Source organism: Streptomyces sp. NBC_00016, assembly GCF_045040885.1.
Taxonomy (GTDB): domain Bacteria; phylum Actinomycetota; class Actinomycetes; order Streptomycetales; family Streptomycetaceae; genus Streptomyces; species Streptomyces coriariae.
On sequence record NZ_CP108304.1, the window covers coordinates 1,690,281 to 1,708,616 of the forward strand.

The window sequence follows — 18,336 nt, forward strand, 5'->3', positions numbered from 1 at the left end:
GGCCCGGGTCCCGGCGCGTTCAGGCCGGCTGTTCCACCAGCCACGGCAGGGCGCCGCGGTCGCCCGCGCCGAGCCGGGTGTAGGCGCCGTAGAGGTGGTTGCCGACCGTGCGGACGGACAGGGTGAGGCGTTCGGCGATCTGCCGGTTGCTGAGACCGGTCGCGGCGAGGGTGACGATCTGCCGTTGGCGTGCGGTGAGTTCGCCCAGGACGAGACCGGACAGGGCCGGGGTGCGGGCGCCCTGGCAGCGCCGGGCCAGGGCGACGGCGCGCGTACGGGCGGTGCGGGCCGCACCGGCGTCCCGGTGGACACGTACCGCCTGCGCGTACGCCTCGGCCGCGAAGAGAAGGAATCCGCGCTCCTCCAGCTCGGCGGCCACCAGGTCCAGCGCCGGTCCGTCACCCCCGGCCAGCGCCCGGGCGTGCCGGGCGAGGCAGCCGTCGGAGGGGAGAAGCCGGACCGCACGCCGGGGGTCACCGAGGCGTACGGCGTCGTAGGCGATGTAGGGGTCGCGGGCGTTGTAGGGGTCGCTGGAGTTGTGGGGGTCGCTGGCGTTGTGGGGGTCGCTGGCGTTGTGGGGGTCGTGGGCCTCGCCGGGGTCAGTGGTGTCGGTGCCGGTGCCGGGGTCGTCGGTGCCGGGGGCGTCGGTGCCGGGGGCGTCGGTCCCGGTCCCGGCCTCTTCGAGTGTCTTCAGGGCCGTGTCGAGGTCTCCGCGGGCGGCCGGTGGCCAGGCGGCGGTGCCGGGGTGTTCGGCGAGGAGGTCGATCGGTGCGCCCGTCTGGCCCGACTGGGCGGCGGCCAGGGCCAGTTCGGTGCGGCAGGCGCGGTCCTGCGGGGCGGCGGCCAGGCCCTCCCGCGCCCAGGCCGCCGCCTCGCGCAGTTCTCCCCGCAGCCGTGAGAACCGCGCGCGGACGGCGGCGTACCGCGCCGGTACCGGTTCCCCCTCGGCTACGACCCACTCCCCCACGGGCGTGGGCGTCGTCCGGACGTCGGCCCGCTCGATGCGGCGGGTCAGTTCGGCCGCCTCGGCGTCGAGGGCGGACGCGGTGGACCGTCGTCGGCCGGTGAGCCGCCTCGCGCGCAGCCGGCCGGCCTCGGCGCGCAGGACCGGGCCGTGCAGGGGGTGGGCCAGACGGACGGTCGTGTCGTCGCCGACGTCGAGGAGGCCGTCCGCCTCAAGGCGTTCGAGGATCCTCAGGTCCAGGGTGTCCGCCGCCAGCGGCAGCGGTTCGGCGAAGGCGAGCCGGTCGAGGATCTCGCGTTCGTCGGGGCAGGTGCGGGCGAGCACGGCGGCGGCGCGTTCCCGAAGGGCAGGGGTCACCGGGACGCGGCCGCGCCAGGTCCGCTCGTCGGTGTCCGCGTCCCTGGTCAGCAGGCTCTGCTCGCGCAGCGCGTCCAGCAGATCGCGCAGGAGGCGCAGATCGCCCCGGCACAGACGGTGCAGGCGGTTGACGGCGAGGGGCTCCAGGGGGCCACCGGCGCCGGCGTCGAGGAGTGGGGCGGTGTCCTCGCGGGGCAGGGGCTCCAGGGCGAGGCGGGGCAGCAGTTCGCCGGTCCACAGGCGGGCGACCGCGCCGGGCGGGCGGGCCCCGTCCGTGACGAGGACCAGCAGCCGGGTGCGGCCCTGGACGGCCAACTGGTGGAGCAGGGCCGCGGAGGCGTCGTCCAGCAGCTGCGCGTCGTCGACCAGCAATTGCCGCACGCCGGACAGGAGTTGGACCGCCCTGTGCAGGGTGACGCCCTCGGGGAGCAGGTGGGCGAAGGCGGCGAACGGCAGGCCGCGGGTCCCGGGGGTGCCGGCCACCCGGACGCAGTCGGTGCCGCGGATCGCCTCCATGGCCAGCCGCGTGCGGCCGCAGCCCGCCGGTCCGGTGATCACCATGCCGGGCCGGCCCACCGCCAACGAGCGGCGCACGAGGGCCAGTTCCTCGTCCCGGCCCGTGAACGGCCACGGCAGTCGCAGGGTCGTGTCCTGGGGTTCGAAGGTCGTCACATCATGGGGAGTCGGCATACTCACGCCTGATACAGGGTGACTTGAGTAGCCCCTGACTCAGGCCGCCGCCGGTCCCGCACGGCAACCTGGAACCCATGACCGCCCGTTACTGCTCGCTCGCCCAGCAGTCGGCCCCCGCCTTCGCGCCGGGGCTGGCCGTCGAGCGGCTCGGCGCGCTGATGAGCGGGCGGCGGATGTGGGTCAACGGGACGGTGCTGCACTACTGCTTCCTCGACGGCGAGAGCGACGGGTCGGTCATCGCCCTGCCGGGTTCCGGGGGGACCCGCTGGGTGTCCTGGGTCGGCGGCGAGGACCAGCGGGAGGTCGTGCGGGACTGCTTTCGCGAGTGGCGGGAGCTGGGCATCGGGGTGTCCTTCGCCGAGGTCGCCGACCGCTCGGAGGCGGAGCTGCGCATCGGGTTCCAGCCGGGTGACGGCTCCTGGTCGGCGGTGGGCCGGGACGCGCTGTCGGCCGGTCTCAACGAGCGCACCATGAACTTCGGCTGGGACCTGACCGCGCCCGGGGAGCGCGCGACGGCCCTGCACGAGATCGGGCACGCGCTCGGCATGCAGCACGAGCACCAGAACCCGTTCGCCGGCCTCCACTGGGACGACGAGGCCGTGTACGCCGATCTCGCGGGCCCGCCCAACCACTGGAGCCGGGACCGGACCTGGTTCAACATCCTGCGCAAGCTGGACCCGGCCGAGGTGAACGGGTCGGTGTGGGACTCGCAGTCCGTCATGGAGTATCCCTTCTCGGCGGGGCTGATCCTGGAGCCGGAGCAGTTCCGCGGGGGTGTGCATCCGTCCGGCGGGCTGTCGCCGCTGGACAAGGAGTTCGTCCTCGGCTGGTATCCGCCGCCCGAGGGGGCGCGGCCGCCGGCGCTGGTGCCGTTCCGTTCGGTGCCGCTGTCGCTGGGGCCGGGCGAGCAGGTCGACTTCACCGTCGAGCCGCGCGAGACCCGCGAGTACACCTTCGCCACCTTCGGGGAGAGCGACTCCATGGTCGTGGTCTTCGAGGAGCGGGACGGGGAGCCGCGCTTCCTCGCGGGGCACGACGACGGAGGCACTCCGCACAACGCCACGATCAGGGTCCGGCTCGTCAGGGACCGCCGCTACTTCGTCCGCGTACGCCTGTACTCCGGCTGGGGTTCGGGCGAGACGGCGGTCATGTGCTGGTGAGCCGTGAGGCCACCCGCGAACCACAGTCCGGCGCCGGGGGAAGCGCCGGGGACGCGTCTCCCTCGGGGGAGGGGGACGCGTCCCCGGCCACACCGGGGCCGCCGTCCACGGGCGGACCCGCCCGGCGTGTTTCCATCGTGCGAACAGGCCGGCCGGGACGGGGACAGGAGCGTCCGGGCGGTGTGAGCATGACGGCATGCTTCCGGGAGATGATCGCGCGGCCCGGCGGGTACTGACGGTCTGTCTGGCGGCCGGGGCGACGACCCTGCTGGACCAGTCGGTCCTCAACATCGCCGTCCCCGCGCTGCGCCAGTCGTTGTCCGCCGGCGCGACGGACGTGCAGTGGATCGTCTCCGGCTACTCATTGGCCTTCGGGCTCGCCCTGGTGCCGGGCGGCAGTCTGGGTGACGTACGCGGCCGCAAACACCTGTTCCTCGTCGGCCTTTCGACGTTCGTGCTGTGCGGCCCGGTCGCCGCCACCGGCACCCACCCGGCCACGGTGGTCGTGGCCCGGCTGGTGCAGGGGGCGGGCGCCGGACTGGTCAACTCCCAGGTGATCGGCACGCTCCAGGACGTCTTCCACGGCCTGGACCGGGCCCGCGCCCTCGGCCTGTACGCGGTCACCGGCGGGGTCGCGGCGGCACTGGGCCCGGCGCTCGGCGGGGCGCTGGTCGCGCTGTGCGGTCCCGGGACGGGCTGGCGGCTGTGTCTGCTGCTGAGCGCGCCGTGCGGGGCGGTCACCCTGTGGCTGGCGGCACGCAGGCTGCCGCCGCCCCGGCGGGTCGCGGCGCCCGGCCGTCCCGACCTGTGGGGACTGCTGTGCGTGGCGGCCCTGACCCTGTCGCTGATGCTGCCGTTCATCCGGACGCCGGACGGTGGTGGCGCGGTCGCGCTGTGGGGAGCGGCGGCGCTGGTCGCGGCGGGCGCGCTGGTGCTGGGCCAGTGGTGGCGGGTCCGGCGGGGGCGGGTGCCGCTGGTGCACCCCTCGCTGATCCGCTCGGCGCCGTACACGCTGGGCACGCTGGTGGCGATGGCGAACTTCGGCGCGTCCCTGGCGGCCGGGCTGGTGCTGACGCTGTTCCTGCAGAGCGGGCTCGGCCTCTCGGCGCTGATCACGGCGGCCGTGACGCTCCCGTCGGCGGTCGCGATGGGGGTTTCGTCGGCGGTGGCCTGGCGGGTGGTGCGGCGGATCGGCGCCCGTACCGTCACCCTCGGTCTGTCGGTGGGCGTCCTCGCCCTGCTGGGCGGCGCCCTGGCGGCGGTGACGCTGCCGCTCGCCGCGTTGCCGCTCGTGCTGGCGGCGGTCCAGGTGGCCTCGGGCGCCGGGGCCGGGCTGACCGTCTCCCCGAACCAGGCGCGTGTCCTGCAGCACGCCCCGGCCGAGGCGGCCGGGGTGGCGGGCGGCATCCTGCAGATGACCCAGCGGATCGCGGCGGCGGTGTGCCTCAGCGCGGTCTCCGGGATCTACCTGCGGGGTGCGTCCTCGGCGGAGGGCGTGCCGAGGACGGCGTTCGCGGTCGCGTCGGTCGTCTGCGCGGGCCTGCTGGCGGCCGCCCTGCCGGTGAGCCTGGCGCTGGCGCGCGTTCCGTCCGGTGCGGGACGGGTACGCGGGCGTGCGGGGGCTGCGGACCGTACGTCGAGCGAGGCGCCGTAGGTCGAGTCCGCAAAGTGGCGCCGTCTGCCCGGATGGCAGGGCTCGCGGCGTCCGGTGCGTGCGATCGCGAGGCGGAGAGTCGCCCTCTTACCGGGTGTACGTGGGCGATCCCGACCCCACAACGAGCGGGTGCCGGGCGTCGCGAACCAGGCGGGACTCTACGGACACGACCCAGGTCGTCGGCGGGTCAGTCGCCCTGTTCCGGTCGGGGCCGGGCCGCGCCGCCCAGTTCCAGTGGTCGTGCCGGATCCTTCGACCACTCCTCCAGGGAACCGTCGTAGAGGGACACGTCCTCGCGCCCGAGCAGGGTGAGGGCGAGGGCGACCCCGGCGGCGGAGACACCGCCGCCGCAGTACAGGACGACCGGCGTGTCGGCGGCGTCGAGACCGGCACCGACGCGCGCGGCGAGCTCGGCCGCGGGCAGCACGCGCCCTTCGCCGTCCAGGAGTTCGCGACCGGGAAGACTCCGGCTCCCGGGGATGTGTCCGCGTCGGCTGTACCGGGTGGGGGCCGACCCGTCGAAGCCGGCCGCGGGCAGCGCGCAGACCAGTGTGCCGGGCCGCTCACCCCGGCTGATGGCCTCCACCGCGTGGACATCGGTCCACAGTTCGGGACGCGGGACGGGCGTCACGGGGGTCACCTCGGGCACCGGCGCCGGGTCGTCGCCGGACGCGAGCGGCCGTCCCGCCGACTCCCAGGCCGCGAGGCCCCCGTCGAGCACGGCCGCCGGCACGGAGATCGCCCGCAGCATCCACCACAGCCGGGCCGCCCAGATCCCGCCCCCGGTGTCGTACGCGACCACCGCGCCGCCCTCCCCCACGCCGACCCGGGCGAGCGCGCGAGCCAGCGCCTGCGGGCCCGGCACGGTGAAGTGGCAGGGCGCGTCGCGGTCGGAGAAGTCCCCGGTCAGGTCGGCGTGCCGGGACCCGGGGAGGTGTCGTCGGACCCATCCCTCACGGCCGCTCGCACAGCGGTGGTCACCGTCGTGCCGGGGCGAGGGAAGCAGCACCGTGGCATCGAGGACGACCAGCCGGGGATCGTCGAGCCGGGCGGCCAGCCAGGTGTCGTCGACGAGGGGGCCGGGCAGCGGGGAGGTGGTCATGGCGGCCGATGGTACGCCCGTGAGCTGGGCGTCTTACCCACTGATCATGGCCGTCTCATATTCCGGATCAAGGTTGCGCGAGGACCGTCGGCTGCCGTTATGGTTTCGGCCATCTACGCGGGAGCCCCTCCCCGGACGGGCTGAGAGGGCGTCTGGGATCCGTTCGTCGAACGCGGTCCCCATGGGGACGCCGACCGCACGAAACGCGCCCAGGCGCCCCGCGTAGGAGTTCACGTGTCCGCAGCAGTAGAGCCGAAGCCTCCGGTGGTCTCCACCCCGGCGGGCAGCTCCTGTTGTTGTCGCCCGGGCAACCTCCGCGCGTGCCGCTGTCGCCGGTCCGTCTGACCGCGCACCGCCCCGCACGCCGCACACTCCCTCCCCCCTCCGCCACTCTTCCGCGTTCCCGCGCGCCGCCTTCGGAGTTCCCTCATGCCGCACATCCGGGTCATGCTCGACTATTTCCATCCCTGGCCCAATTCCTCCGGTTTCTATGTGGCCCGTGCCCGCCGCTGGTTCGCGCAGGCCGGGCTGGACGTGGAACTCGTGGTCCAGGATCCGGGACGCGGTGACACCCTGGAGTACCTGGCCCGCGGCGAGGTGGACTTCGGTGTCTTCCCGCCCAACCGGCTGCTGGCCCGGCGGGCCGCGCACGGCCAGCCGCTCATCGCGGTGGCCGCCGTCAACCACCGGGGCCTGGAGGCGATCCAGACCACCGCGTCCACCGGGATCACCCGCCCCCGTGAGCTCGCGGGCCGTCGCCTCGCCCTGAACCCGACCCCGCGCGGCCTGGCCATGGTCCGCCATCTGGTGGCGGCCGACGGCGGCGACCCGGACGCGGTGGTCACGATCGACGCGGGCACCCGCGAACTGACGGTCGACGACATCGAGGCGGGCGAGGCCGACGCCACCTTCGGCACCTACTGGTCCTGGGACGCGCTGCGCGGCGACCTCCCCGAGGAGCGGCGCGTGACCTGGCCGGTCGACGAGATCGGCGCACCCCTCTACCACAGCTACCTACTGGGCACGAACGAGCGCCTGCTCGCCGAACAGCCGTCTCTCGTACGGGACTTCCTCGCCGTCACGGCCCGGGGCTACGCGGCCGCCGCGCAGGACACCGAGCGGACGCTGGAGCTGCTCGAAGGGGTCATCCCCTACTTCCCGCGCCCGCTGATAGCCCGTTCCCTCGCCCTGATCGCACCCACCTGGACCGACCCGCAAGGCCGTTGGGGAGTGATCGACCCGGCGCGCACGGGCCCGTACGCGCACTGGCTCGCGGAGCACGGCGCCCTCGCGCACGACCGGGACTGGGACCGCTCCTTCACCAACGCGCTGCTGCCGGCCGTGACCGCATGAGTGTCCTGTCCTGCCAGGCGCGAGGGCTCACCCGGCGGCTGGCCGTCGACTTCAAGCGGGTGGCCAGCGCGCTGTGTCGCCGGGCGTGACCGCGCCGACGCCGCCCCGACCCCCCTCGCCCCCGAAGGAACCCTCATGCACCGCCGTACCGTCCTGTCCGTCATAGCCGCGTCGGCCGTCCTCGCCGCGACCGGCTGCTCGGCGGACCCCTCGGCCGACGCCACCGCGAAGGACGGCACCACGACCGTCACCCTCGCCCTGGACTGGACCCCGAACACCAACCACACCGGCATCTACGTGGCGCGGCAGAAGGGCTGGTTCAAGGCCGCCGGCATCGATCTGAAGATCGTGCCCTACGGTTCGACCGCGCCCGAGACGCTGATCGCGAGCCACAAGGCCGACTTCGGCATCTCCTACCAGGAGGGCGTCACCACGGCGCGCGCCGCCGGACAGGACATCACCTCCGTCTACGCGGTCACCCAGAAGACGAACGTCACCATCGCCGTGCGCGCCGGCCGTACGGACATCGCGTCCCCCAAGGACCTGGACGGCGAGACGTACGCCGGTTTCGGCGCGCCCTACGAGAAGCCGCTCCTGCAGAAGGTGATCCGCAACGCGGGCGGCAAGGGTGACTTCAAGCAGGTCACCCTCAACACCTCGGCGTACGCGGCGCTCTACGCGGGCAAGGCGGACTTCGCGATGCCGATGCCCACCTGGGAGGGGCTGGAGGCGGAGCTGAGCGGCAAGCCGCTGAAGAACTTCCAGCTGTCCGACTACGGCTTCCCGGCGATCTACTCGACGCTCCTCGCATCCTCCGACCGGTTCCTGAAGCAGCACCCGGAGGTCGCGAGGAAGTTCCTGGCCGCCGTCGACAAGGGGTACAGGTACGCGGCCGACCACCCCGACCAGGCCGCGGACCTCCTCGTCGACGCCAACAAGAGCGTGCTCACCAACACCGAACTCGTTCGCAAGAGCGAGGAGTTGCTGGCCAAGGAGTACTACCGGGCAGCCGACGGCACGATCGGCACCCAGAGCGAGGAGCGCTGGCAGGCCTTCGCCGACTTCGAGTACCGGGCCGGGCTGCTGAGCGACGCGAACGGCAGCAGGCTGACCGAGGCCCCGGACGCCACGTCGTTCTTCACCAACGCCTATCTGCCCACCTCGAAGGACGCGGGGAGCACCAAGTGAGGCCGGTAGTGCGGTCGTTGTGGCCGCCGTTGCTGGTGCTGGCCGTCGTGGTCGGCGGCTGGCAGCTGTACGTGACCGGCGCGGGCGTCGATCCGACGATGCTGCCGTCCCCGGCACGGGTGCTGGAGCAGGGCTGGGCCAACCGCGCGGACCTGTGGGCGCAGACCGTGCCCACGCTCCAGGAGACCCTGCTCGGCTTCGCGCTGTCGTTCGCGGCGGCCTGGCTGGTCGCCGTGCTCCTGGACTTCTCGGCGGCGGCCCGCCGGGGGCTGTACCCGCTCCTGGTCGCCTCGCAGACCGTCCCGATCGTCGCCGTGGCTCCCCTGCTCATCATCTGGTTCGGTTTCGGGCTGCTGCCGAAGATGCTGGTGGTGACGCTGACGACGTTCTTCCCGCTCGCCGCCAACCTGGCCGCCGGGTTCGCCGCGACCGACCGTGAGGCGATGCGCCTGCTGCGCTCGCTGGGCGCGGGCCGGCTGCGGACGTTCCGGCTGGTGCGGGTACCGAGCGCGATGCCGTACTTCTTCGCCGGCCTGCGGGTGAGCATCACCTACGCCGTCGTCGGCGCCGTGTTCGCGGAGTACGCGGGTGCGGAGGCCGGGCTCGGGATCTATATGCAGGCGCAGAAGAGCGCGTTCCGGACGGACCTGGTGTTTGCGGCGGTCGGGGTGACGGCGGCGCTGAGCATCGCGCTGTTCGGGGCGACCTGCCTGCTGCAGCGGCTGGTGCTGCCGTGGGAGCGGGCGCAGCGGGAGGAGACGTCATGAGCAGTCTGCGGATCGAGGAGGTGGGTAAGTCCTTCGGCTCGCTGGAGGTGCTGCGCGGTCTCGAACTGTCGGTGGAGCCGGGTGAGTTCGCGGCCGTGATCGGGCCGAGCGGCAGTGGCAAGAGCACGCTGTTCAACCTCGTCTCGGGGCTCGACCGGCCGACGACCGGCCGGGTGCTGGTGGAGGGCGAACCGGCCGGGGTGCGCTCCGGCAAGGTCGCCTACATGCCGCAGAAGGACCTGTTGTTCCCGTGGCGGACCGTGCTGGACAACACCGCGCTCGGCCTGGAGGCGCAGGGCGTGCGCAGGAAGGAGGCCCGGGCGCGGGCCGACGCGCTGTTCGCCGACTTCGGGCTCGACGGCTTCCAGAAGGCGTACCCCTCGCAGCTCAGCGGCGGCATGCGGCAACGGGCCGCGCTGCTGCGCACGGTCGTCCTGGAGCGTCCGGTGCTGCTGCTGGACGAGCCGTTCGGGGCGCTGGACTCGCTGACCCGCACCGAGATGCAGCTGTGGCTGGCGCAGATGTGGCAACGCCATCGCTGGACGGTGCTGCTGGTCACCCACGACATCCGCGAGGCGGTGCTGCTCGCGGACACCGTGCACGTCCTGTCGCCGCGCCCGGCCGGCGTCGTCGCCCACGTGGAGGTACCGCTGGCCCGCCCGCGCGGGGCGGAGGACTTCACCGCGCCCGGGTTCGCGGCCACCGAGCGCCGGGTCCTGGAAGCCCTGCGCGGCACAACGGCGGTGAGGACTCCGTGAGTTCGCATCTGGCCCACGGTCTCGGCACCGACCCGGTCGAGCCCGACTGGGCGCCGCTGACCGACGACGAGGTGACGGACGTCGTCGGGGCGGGCGCCCGGGTGGTGTGGCGCAGCCCCCGCCCGCTGTCCGCGGCGGCCGTCGTCGAGCGGGACGGCCGGCGGCTGTTCGTGAAGCGGCACCACATCGCCGTGCGCACCCCGGCGGGGCTGGCGGAGGAGCACGCCTTCCTGCGCCACCTGCGCGAGCACGGCGCGCCGGTGGTGGACGTGCTGCACACGGCGGCACGCGGCACCTGGACGTACGAGGTGCACTCGACCGGCGCCGGGGAGGACCTGTACCGGGACGCGCTGTCCTGGTCGCCCTTCCGCTCCCGCGCGCACGCCGGGGCGGCGGGCGAGGCGCTGGCCCGACTGCACCTGGCGGCACGAGGGTTCGACGCGCCCCGGCGTCGGGTGCAGCCTCTCGTCGCCTCGTTCACGGTGTTCGCCGCGCCGGACCCCTGGGAGGCGCTGGAACGGTTCCTCGCCGGGCGGCCCCAACTGGCCTCGGGGATCGAGCGGTTCCCGTGGCGCGAGGACGTCCGGCGGGTGCTGCTGCCGCTGCACGAACGGCTCGCGCCCCATCTGTCCGGCCTGGAACCCCTGTGGACCCACAACGACTGGCACGCCTCCAACCTGCTGTGGGGCGGCGACGGGCAGGTCAGCACGGTCCTGGACTTCGGCATGAGCGACCGCACGACGGCCGTGCACGACCTGGCCACCGCGATCGAACGCAACGCCGTGCAGTGGCTGCGGCCCGGCTGTCCGGTGCGGGAGGCGGACGTGACCGCGCTCGTCGACGGCTACTTGTCCGTACGACCGCTCACCGCCGTCGAGTCGGCCGCGCTCCCCGAGCTGCTGCCGCTGGTGCACGCCGAGTTCGCGCTGTCCGAGCTGGGCTACTTCCACGGCGTCACGCGGTCCGCGGAGAACACCCGGCTGGCGTACGAGTACTGCGTGGGGCACGCCGAGTGGTTCGCCGGCGAGGACGGCGGACGCCTGCTGGACGTCGTGGCCCGTGCCGTCGGGGCCGAGCGCGGGCGATCCACGGCGGGCACCTCGCGGTAGGCGGTGGGTGACGGTCGGGTGTGCCGCCGTCGGCGCGGCGAGGAGGCCGGCCGCGCCGAGGCGGACACGTACGGGCGTCCGTGGGGACGCCGGTGCGGCGGGACCGCCGGTGGATCAGTCCGACGGGGCGGAGTGACCCCTGCGGCGCCACTCCTCGGCGAGGAGTTCGTAGGAGCGGACGCGGTCCGTGTGGTCGTGGGTGATGGTGGTGACGAGCAACTCGTCGGCGCCGGTGGCCTCCTGGAGCTGTTCCAGGAGGTCGGCGACCCGGGCCGGGGAGCCGACGAACTGGGTGTCGATCCGGTCCTGGACGAGCGCCCGGTCCTCGTCGGTCCAGGCGTGGGCGCGTGCTTCCCGCGGGGTCGGGAAGGGGATCGCGCCCTCGGCGGTGCGGATGCTGCGCACCCACGGGCCGTAGCCGGCGGCGAGTTCGCGGGCGCGGTCGTCGTCCTCGGCGACGACGACGTCGGCTGAGACGCCGACATAGGGCGCGTCGAGGGACGCGGAGGGTTTGAAGCGGGCCCGGTAGCCGTCCACCGCCTCCAGGACGGTGGCCGGGCTGACGTGGTAGTTCGCGGCGAAGCGCAGGCCCCGGGCGCCCGCGACCTCGGCGCTCTGGCCGCCGCTGCTGCCCAGGATCCACACGTCGACCTCGGCGCCCTCGCCCGGTACGACATGCGCTTCGAGGCCCTCCGGGGAGCGGTAGGTACCGGCCAGCAGGGCGAGGACGTCGTCGATCTGCTCGGCGTAGTCCTGCGAGGTGGCTTCCGGCAGGAGGAGCAGTCGGCGCTGGAGGGCGATCCGGGGCGAGCCGAGGAGGCGTTCGAAGGAGAAGCGGGGCGGGATCAGCAGGCCGTTCGGGGCCCGGCCGTCGACGACCGGGGTGGCCGTGGACGGCGGGCTCGGCCGTTCTCCCGCCGGGCGGCCGCCCGAGCGGCCCAGACCCAGGTCGAAGCGGCCGGGGTGCAGCGCGTCGATCAGGCCGAACTCCTCCACCGTGGACAGGGCGGTGCGGTGTCCGAGCTGCACGGCGCCGGAGCCGAGCCGGATGGTGGAGGTGGCGGCCGCGGTCAGGGCCAGGACGACGGCCGGGGAGGTGCCCGCGACACCGGGGTTGAGGTGGTGTTCGGCGAACCAGTAGCGGGCGTATCCGAGCCGTTCCGCGTGCCGGGCCAGGTCGATGGAGTTGCGCAGGGCGTCCGCGGCCGTCGAACCCGAGGGGATCGGGACCAGGTCGAGCACGCCGAGGGGGATGTCAGACACGGGCCGGCTCCTCGGTGTTCGACGGTGTGGGAAGCACCGGCCCCCAGGCGAACGGCGGGTCCGGCAGGTCCTTGCGCAGCACGGACGCCACCTCCGACTGGAACAGCTCCAGCGAGTCGCGGTGCCGGGCGTCGGTCAGGCCGCCCGCGTCGGCCTGCACATGCAGCACGCTGTGGCCGAACCGTTCGTGGTAGCGGTGCACCTTGTCGATGACCTGCTGCGGGCTGCCGATCAGGGCGGAGCTGCGCTCGACGAAGTCCTCAAGCGTCTCGAAGACGACGGGCAGCCCGGCCTGTCTCTGGAAGGCGAGCGTGCCCTCGAAGACCGGCCGGTAGGCCTCGACGGCCTCCTGGGAGGTACGGGCCACGTACAGTCCCGCCGAGCCGGCGCCCACCGCGAGGGCGCCCGGGTCGTGGCCGTAGTGCTCCCAGCGCTCCCGGTAGTAGCGGATCAGTTCGGCATAGGGCTCGATGGGGTGGGTGACGTTCGCCGAGAACAGCGGGTCGCCGTAGCGGGCGGCCAGGTCGACGGACTCCCTGCTGGTGGCGCTGCCGTGCCAGACCCGGACGGGCTGCTGGTACGGCCGGGGCCACACCTCCGCGTCGGTGAGTTCCGGGCGGAAACGGGTGGCCGCGGTGACCTTGTCCTGGCGCCAGATCCGCCGGAACACCTCGTAGCTCTCGGCGTTGCGCTCCCACTGGTCGTCGGGCGTGACCTGGAACAGCTCGCGCTGGGCGGCGCCGTTGCCCTTGCCGATGATCAGCTCCAGGCGGCCGCCGGAGAGATGGTCGAGGGTGGCGTAGTCCTCGTAGGCACGGACCGGGTCGAGGAGGCTGAGGGTCGTCACGGCGGTGAAGAGCCGGATACGGCGGGTGAGGGCGGCGAGGTGGCTCAGCACCACCGGCGGGGAGGAGGAGATGAACGGCCGCTCGTGCCGCTCCCCCACGCCGAAGCCGTCGAAGCCGAGTTCCTCGGCGAGCAGGGCGTTGTCGAGCACCTCGCGGAAGCGGTCCTGCGTGGACTTCAGGACACCGGTGACCGGGTCCGGGCGGTGCACGATCAGGGTGATGGCGAGGAACTTCACGAGGCCACCCGCGCGGTGCCGGCCGCCTCGTCGATGGGGGTCCCCCCGCTCGAGCGGAGCCGAGAGTGGGGGAGCGCGAGGCCGAGGTGGTCGCGGAGGGTGGTTCCCTCGTACTCGGTGCGGAAGACGCCCTGTTCCTGGAGGAGCGGGACGACCTGGTCGGCGAACGCGTCGAGGCCGCCGGGGGTGATGTGCGGGACGAGGATGAAGCCGTCGGCGGCGTCGGCCTGCACGTACTCGTTGATCGTCCTGGCGACGGTCGCCGGGGAGCCGACGAAGTTCTGCCGGTTGCCGGTCTCGATGACCAGGTCGCGGATCGACCAGTTGTTGGCCTCCGCGAGCTCACGCCACTCGCGGGCGGTGGCCACCGGGTCGCGGTACATCCGGACCTGGGCGCGGCCGCGTGCGATGTGGTTCTCGCCGAGGTCCGGGTCGATGTCCGGCAGGGGGCCCTCCGGGTCGTAGCCGGACAGATCCCTGTTCCAGACGAACTCCAGGTGCTTGAGGGCGGTGGCGCCGCTGACCTGCTGGCGGCGCACGTCCTTGGCGATCTCCTCGGCCTCGGCGTCGGTGTCGCCCAGGACGAAGCTCGCGGCGGGCAGGATCAGCAGTTGGTCGGCGCGCCGGCCGTACTTGGCGAGCCGTGACTTGACGTCGGTGTAGAAGGCCCGGCCGGCGTCGAGGGCCGCGTACCGGCTGAAGATCGCGTCGGCGGACGAGGCGGCGAACTCGCGGCCCTCGTCGGAGTCCCCGGCCTGGAAGATCACCGGGCGGCCCTGGGGGCTGCGCGGCACGTTGAACCGGCCCTGGATGTCGAACTGCCGGCCCTCGTGGACGAAGGCCCCGGCCTTGGCGTCCTGGAGGAAGGTGCCGGTGCTCGGGTCGGCGACGATCTCGTCGCCCTGCCAGGAGTCGAAGAGCTCGCCCGTGGTGGCGAGGAACTCCTTGGCCCGGGCGTACCGCTCGTCCTGCGGGAGGTAGCCGCCGCGGCGGAAGTTCTCGCCGGTGAAGGCGTCCCAGGAGGTGACGACGTTCCACGCGGAACGGCCGTCGGAGAGGTGGTCGAGGCTGGCGAACTGGCGGGCCACCTCGTAGGGCTCGTTGAAGGTGGAGTTGATGGTCCCGGTCAGGCCGAGGCGCTCGGTGACGGCGGCGAGCGCGGCGAGGATCGTGAAGGTGTCGGGGCGGCCGACCACGTCCAGGTCGTAGATCTTGCCGCCCTGTTCGCGCAGGCGCAGCCCCTCGGCGAGGAAGAGGAAGTCGAACTTGGCGCGTTCCGCGGTCCGCGCGAAGTGCGCGAAGGAGCTGAACTCGATGTGGCTGCCGGCCCGCGGGTCGCTCCACACGGTGGTGTTGTTGACGCCGGGGAAGTGCGCGGCGAGATGGATCTGCTTCTGGGGCTTGCTCATGGTGGGGTCTCCCTCCCGCTCAGACGGCGGCGTAGCGGTTGGCGGGGCGGGACAGACCGAGCAGCCCGCGCAGGGTGTCGGCCTCGTAGGCACGGCGGAAGGCGCCGCGGCGCTGGAGTTCGGGGACGAGTCCCCGGGTGACGGCCGGGAGGTCGTGGCCGGCGACGGCCGGGCGCAGCCGGAAGCCGGTCAGCCCGGACGCCTGGAAGTCCTGGAGCAGATCGGCGAGTTGGGCGGGCGAGCCGGCGAAGATGCGGGCGTCGCTCCGGTACTCCTCGCCGGCGAGGGCGTCGAGCCGGTCGCGCCGGGCGGCGGCCTCGGCCGGGTCGTCGTCGAGGAAGACCACCAGGTCCCCGAAGACGTGCAGCGGCTCGGCTGCCCGCCCTGCCCGTTCCTGTTCGGCGCGGATCTCGGCGACGATCGCGCGGGCCTGACCGGTGTCGTGCGGGGTGACATACCCGACGTCGGTGGCGCGGGCCACCAGACGGTAGGGGACCGTGTCGTGCGCGAGGGCGGTGACCAGCGGCTGGCCCTGCGGCGGGCGCGGGGTGATGGAGGGCCCCTTGACGCTGAAGTGGCGGCCCTCGAAGTCGATGTAGTGGAGTTTGTCGCGGTCGACGAACCGGCCCGTCGCCACGTCCCGGATCTCCGCGTCGTCCTCCCAGCTGTCCCAGAGGCGGCGCACGACCTCGACGTAGTCGGCGGCCTCGTCGAACAGGTCGGTCACCAGATCCTGGGTGGCCGGGGCGTCGTAGGCCTCGATCCGGGGGATCGTGCGCCGGCCGAAGTGGGCGGCCTCGTTGGGGCGGGCGGTGATCTGCACGCGCAGGCCGGCGCGGCCGGTGCTCACGTAGTCGAGGGTGGCGATCGCCTTGGACAGGTGGAAGGGCTCCGTGTGCGTGGCCACCACGGTCGGCACCAGGCCTATGTGGTGGGTGAGCGGGGCGACGCGGGAGGCGACGAGGACGGCGTCGAGCCGGCCGCGCACCTGGTCGGTGCGGTCGTCCGGGTCGAAGAAGTGCGAGGACTGCGGGCCGAGGCCGTCCTCGATCGTCACGAAGTCGAGCAGTCCGCGCTCGGCCTCGGCGACCAGGTCGGCCCAGTATCCGGCGGTGAACAGCTCACGGGGTCGGGCGACGGGCTCGCGCCAGGAGGCGGGGTGCCAGCCGGTGCCGTCCAGAGCGACGGCGAGATGCAGCGGGGAGGAGGGGGTCGAGGACACGAGGGTGCCTTCCTGGAGGTCCGTACGAGAGCGCCGGCCTGCGCGCGGAGACGGCGCGGGCACACGGCGAGGTGCGAGCGCGTCGAGCCGGGGGTCCCCCCGGCCGAAGGCTGGGGAAGGGTCAGGAGCAACAGAGCGCGCCGGCCACGCGCTGAAGGTCGATGTGGGGCCGGGAGTGGAGGTGTACGGCGTGGCGTATGTGGGTCACGTCCGCACCTCCCTCTTTCCTGGCGCCGCGCGGCGCCTCACACATCTCGTCATCAGTCAGAACGCCGTGACATCGCCGGATGTTCCCGGTGTGCGCACCGAGACGATGGTCGAGCGGCGGCGCAGGACGAAGCCGAGGGACTCGTAAAGGCGGATCGCGGGAGCGTTGCCGGCGGCGGCGTGCAGGAACGGGGTGTCGCCGCGCTCGCGGATGCCGTCGGCGACCGCGCGGATCAGCCGGGTGGCAAGGCCGTTGCCGCGGTGGTCGGGGTCGGTGCACACGGCGCTGATCTCGGTCCAGCCGGGCAGCCGGAGCCTCCCCCAGCCTCCGGCCGGGGGGACCCCCATCTCGCTTCGCTCGCCGGCCATGGCGATCAGGCGTCCCTCGTGCCGGATGCCGAGGTAGGTGCCGAGGGCGACGGTCCGCCGAAGGAAGGGGCCGGGGCGGGTCCTGGCGACGAGGTCGAGGATCTCCGGCACGTCGTCGGGGCCGAGGTGTACGGCCTCGGGCGCCGGTTCGGTGCGGAACGCCCCGGTGGCGACGAGCTGGACGCCCTCTCCCCCGTCGATGACCTCCCAGCCGTGCGGGAACGCGGTGAACGGGCTTGATGCGTACGGAAGTTCCGGGTCCGACGAGGGTGCGCAGGTCATCCCAGGCAGCGGGGTCCCCGGGGTCGGCGAGGGCGGCGAAGTCGTAGACGTCGGCCGGGTAGCGCGCGGCGCGGCCGACCCGGTCGGCGAGGTGGGCGTGCGGTCCGTCGAGTGCGGCCCACACGGCGTTGTCGAGGGGGTGCGGGTGGGTGACGGTAAAGGCTCCGCCTCCGCGGAGGTCGATCGGGGTGGTCACGGAGGCGGAGTCCCTTCCTGTCGTTGCCGTCGCTGCCGTCGTTGCTGTCGTTGCTGTCGTTGCTGTCGTTGCTGTCGTTGCTGTCGCGCCTCACTCAACCTGCATGTGTGAGCGCGTTGGTGACGAGCGGTCAGGAATTGTCCAGCGGCAGTCCGGGCGGGTTGATCTCGGACTTGGCGACGGCCTCGTTGGAGAGGTTGTAGGCCGCCAGCCACTTGGCGTACTGACCGTGCTCGATCAGGTAGTTGATGGCGTCCGCGACCGGCTTGGCGAGACCGCTGTCCTTCTTGGCGGTGGCCGCGATCAGGCCCTGGAGCGACTCACCGGCTCCGGAGAAGGTGCCCGCGTTGCGGGTGGCGTTGGCCTTGCCCGCGGTCTGCGAGACGTTGTAGGCGATGCCGGGGTTGGGGCCGAAGAACGCGTCGATCTTGCCGCTGGCGAGCGCCAGGTAGATGCCGTTGCGGTCCGGGTAGTACTTGACGGTGAGCTTCTTGCCCTCGGACTCCAGCTTCTTCTTCCACTCCAGGAGGATCTTCTCCTGGTTGGTGCCGGAGCCGACGGTCACGGTCAGACCGGCGAGGTTCTCGTAGTTGCCGTCGAAGTTCCACGTGCTGGACTTCTTGACCTCCCAACCGAGGTTGTCCTGGCGGTAGGAGGCGAACTCGTACTTCTTCTTGCGCTCCTCGGTGTCGGTGATGTTCGAGAAGCCGACGTCGACCTTGCCGCTGTCGATGCCGACGAAGAGGTTCTCCCAGGTGAAGTTCTTCGTCTCCGACTTCAGGCCGAGGACCGCGGCCACCAGCCGGCCGAGGTCGGGCTCGGCACCGGTGAGGGTCTTCTGGTCGTCGCCGACGTAGGCGAGCGGGGCGAAGCCGGAGGGCAGGGCGCCGATGCCGATGTTCAGCTTGCCGCTCTTCTTGATCGCGTCGGGCAGTTCGGCGCTGATGGACTTGACCTCGGAGACCTTCAGTGCGGTCTCCTCGGCGGCGCCGTTGGACACCCGGCCGACGGTCACGCTGCCGGCCGCGCTGCCGGTCGTGGTGGCGGCCTCGCTGTCACCACCGCAGGCGGCGAGCCCGGTGGCGAGGGTGGCGACCGCGGTCGCCGCGGTGATGCCGCGAATCAGGCTGCGTCGGGTGAAGTGGGCAGACATGGCCGTCCTTGGTAACTGGTGTGACTGGGCGAGAGGGTGGTGGTGT

At 73.0% G+C, this 18,336-nt stretch carries 15 protein-coding genes and 1 pseudogene; 7 read left to right on the top strand and 9 right to left on the bottom strand.

Going from position 1 to position 18,336, the window contains the following annotated elements; translation table 11 throughout:
• Nucleotides 1-19 precede the first annotated feature (19 nt).
• Nucleotides 20-2,011 carry a LuxR C-terminal-related transcriptional regulator gene (locus tag OG933_RS07575; RefSeq protein WP_405626108.1) on the bottom strand — a complete coding sequence of 664 codons (1,992 nt, stop codon included), beginning with the start codon at nucleotides 2,009-2,011 and terminating at the stop codon, nucleotides 20-22.
• Nucleotides 2,012-2,088: 77 nt separating this feature from the next.
• Between OG933_RS07575 and OG933_RS07580 the strand changes: the two genes are divergently transcribed.
• On the top strand, nucleotides 2,089-3,174 hold the full coding sequence (locus OG933_RS07580) for a M12 family metallopeptidase (RefSeq protein ID WP_362519045.1): 1,086 nt from the start codon (nucleotides 2,089-2,091) through the stop codon (nucleotides 3,172-3,174).
• 196 nt (nucleotides 3,175-3,370) lie between these two features.
• Nucleotides 3,371-4,828 (top strand): MFS transporter, encoded by a 1,458-nt coding sequence (locus OG933_RS07585; protein ID WP_405626110.1) that lies wholly within the window; start codon nucleotides 3,371-3,373, stop codon nucleotides 4,826-4,828.
• A gap of 187 nt (nucleotides 4,829-5,015) precedes the next feature.
• On the opposite strand, the gene OG933_RS07590 is transcribed toward OG933_RS07585, so the two are convergent.
• Nucleotides 5,016-5,930, bottom strand: coding sequence for a sulfurtransferase (locus OG933_RS07590; RefSeq protein ID WP_405626112.1), 915 nt, complete (start codon nucleotides 5,928-5,930; stop codon nucleotides 5,016-5,018).
• Nucleotides 5,931-6,359: 429 nt separating this feature from the next.
• Between OG933_RS07590 and OG933_RS07595 the strand changes: the two genes are divergently transcribed.
• The 5 genes from OG933_RS07595 (at nucleotide 6,360) to OG933_RS07615 (ending at nucleotide 11,105) form a co-directional block, all read left to right on the top strand.
• Nucleotides 6,360-7,283 (top strand): ABC transporter substrate-binding protein, encoded by a 924-nt coding sequence (locus OG933_RS07595; protein WP_362266232.1) that lies wholly within the window; start codon nucleotides 6,360-6,362, stop codon nucleotides 7,281-7,283.
• Between the two features lie 135 nt (nucleotides 7,284-7,418).
• Nucleotides 7,419-8,471, top strand: coding sequence for an ABC transporter substrate-binding protein (locus OG933_RS07600; RefSeq protein ID WP_362519037.1), 1,053 nt, complete (start codon nucleotides 7,419-7,421; stop codon nucleotides 8,469-8,471).
• On the top strand, nucleotides 8,468-9,238 hold the full coding sequence (locus OG933_RS07605) for an ABC transporter permease (protein ID WP_362519034.1): 771 nt from the start codon (nucleotides 8,468-8,470) through the stop codon (nucleotides 9,236-9,238). The genes OG933_RS07600 and OG933_RS07605 overlap by 4 nt, the downstream gene beginning before the upstream one ends.
• Nucleotides 9,235-9,996, top strand: coding sequence for an ABC transporter ATP-binding protein (locus tag OG933_RS07610; RefSeq protein ID WP_405626114.1), 762 nt, complete (start codon nucleotides 9,235-9,237; stop codon nucleotides 9,994-9,996). Before OG933_RS07605 ends, OG933_RS07610 begins: the two co-directional genes overlap by 4 nt.
• Nucleotides 9,993-11,105, top strand: a complete 1,113-nt coding sequence (locus OG933_RS07615; RefSeq protein WP_362519028.1) for a phosphotransferase — start codon at nucleotides 9,993-9,995, stop codon at nucleotides 11,103-11,105. The genes OG933_RS07610 and OG933_RS07615 overlap by 4 nt, the downstream gene beginning before the upstream one ends.
• 114 nt (nucleotides 11,106-11,219) lie before the next feature.
• Here OG933_RS07615 and OG933_RS07620 read toward each other — a convergent pair whose 3' ends face one another.
• The 7 genes and pseudogenes from OG933_RS07620 to OG933_RS07650 all read right to left on the bottom strand — a co-directional run bounded on the left by OG933_RS07620 (nucleotide 11,220) and on the right by OG933_RS07650 (nucleotide 18,290).
• A complete protein-coding gene (locus tag OG933_RS07620; protein ID WP_405626117.1) occupies nucleotides 11,220-12,368 on the bottom strand; it encodes an LLM class flavin-dependent oxidoreductase in 1,149 nt (382 codons plus the stop codon).
• Entirely contained in the window at nucleotides 12,361-13,452 is a 1,092-nt protein-coding gene (locus tag OG933_RS07625; protein WP_362519022.1) for an LLM class flavin-dependent oxidoreductase, read from the bottom strand. Before OG933_RS07625 ends, OG933_RS07620 begins: the two co-directional genes overlap by 8 nt.
• On the bottom strand, nucleotides 13,449-14,861 hold the full coding sequence (locus OG933_RS07630; RefSeq protein WP_405626121.1) for an NtaA/DmoA family FMN-dependent monooxygenase: 1,413 nt from the start codon (nucleotides 14,859-14,861) through the stop codon (nucleotides 13,449-13,451). Before OG933_RS07630 ends, OG933_RS07625 begins: the two co-directional genes overlap by 4 nt.
• Before the next feature lie 19 nt (nucleotides 14,862-14,880).
• Entirely contained in the window at nucleotides 14,881-16,083 is a 1,203-nt protein-coding gene (locus OG933_RS07635) for an LLM class flavin-dependent oxidoreductase (protein WP_362519016.1), read from the bottom strand.
• Nucleotides 16,084-16,204: 121 nt separating this feature from the next.
• Entirely contained in the window at nucleotides 16,205-16,336 is a 132-nt protein-coding gene (locus tag OG933_RS07640) for a putative leader peptide (RefSeq protein ID WP_362519013.1), read from the bottom strand.
• A gap of 11 nt (nucleotides 16,337-16,347) precedes the next feature.
• Nucleotides 16,348-17,137, bottom strand: a pseudogene (locus OG933_RS07645) (GNAT family N-acetyltransferase).
• Between the two features lie 130 nt (nucleotides 17,138-17,267).
• Nucleotides 17,268-18,290, bottom strand: a complete 1,023-nt coding sequence (locus OG933_RS07650) for a transporter substrate-binding domain-containing protein (protein WP_405626123.1) — start codon at nucleotides 18,288-18,290, stop codon at nucleotides 17,268-17,270.
• Nucleotides 18,291-18,336: the final 46 nt, after the last annotated feature.

Excerpts from the sequence above, each read along its gene's own strand:
- OG933_RS07575 (WP_405626108.1), bottom strand. The coding sequence starts at position 2,011 with ATGCCGACTCCCCATGATGTGACGACCTTCGAACCCCAGGACACGACC.
- OG933_RS07580 (WP_362519045.1), top strand. The coding sequence starts at position 2,089 with ATGACCGCCCGTTACTGCTCGCTCGCCCAGCAGTCGGCCCCCGCCTTC.
- OG933_RS07585 (WP_405626110.1), top strand. The coding sequence starts at position 3,371 with ATGCTTCCGGGAGATGATCGCGCGGCCCGGCGGGTACTGACGGTCTGT.
- OG933_RS07590 (WP_405626112.1), bottom strand. The coding sequence starts at position 5,930 with ATGACCACCTCCCCGCTGCCCGGCCCCCTCGTCGACGACACCTGGCTG.
- OG933_RS07595 (WP_362266232.1), top strand. The coding sequence starts at position 6,360 with ATGCCGCACATCCGGGTCATGCTCGACTATTTCCATCCCTGGCCCAAT.
- OG933_RS07600 (WP_362519037.1), top strand. The coding sequence starts at position 7,419 with ATGCACCGCCGTACCGTCCTGTCCGTCATAGCCGCGTCGGCCGTCCTC.
- OG933_RS07610 (WP_405626114.1), top strand. The coding sequence starts at position 9,235 with ATGAGCAGTCTGCGGATCGAGGAGGTGGGTAAGTCCTTCGGCTCGCTG.
- OG933_RS07630 (WP_405626121.1), bottom strand. The coding sequence starts at position 14,861 with ATGAGCAAGCCCCAGAAGCAGATCCATCTCGCCGCGCACTTCCCCGGC.
- OG933_RS07640 (WP_362519013.1), bottom strand. The coding sequence starts at position 16,336 with ATGTGTGAGGCGCCGCGCGGCGCCAGGAAAGAGGGAGGTGCGGACGTG.
- OG933_RS07650 (WP_405626123.1), bottom strand. The coding sequence starts at position 18,290 with ATGTCTGCCCACTTCACCCGACGCAGCCTGATTCGCGGCATCACCGCG.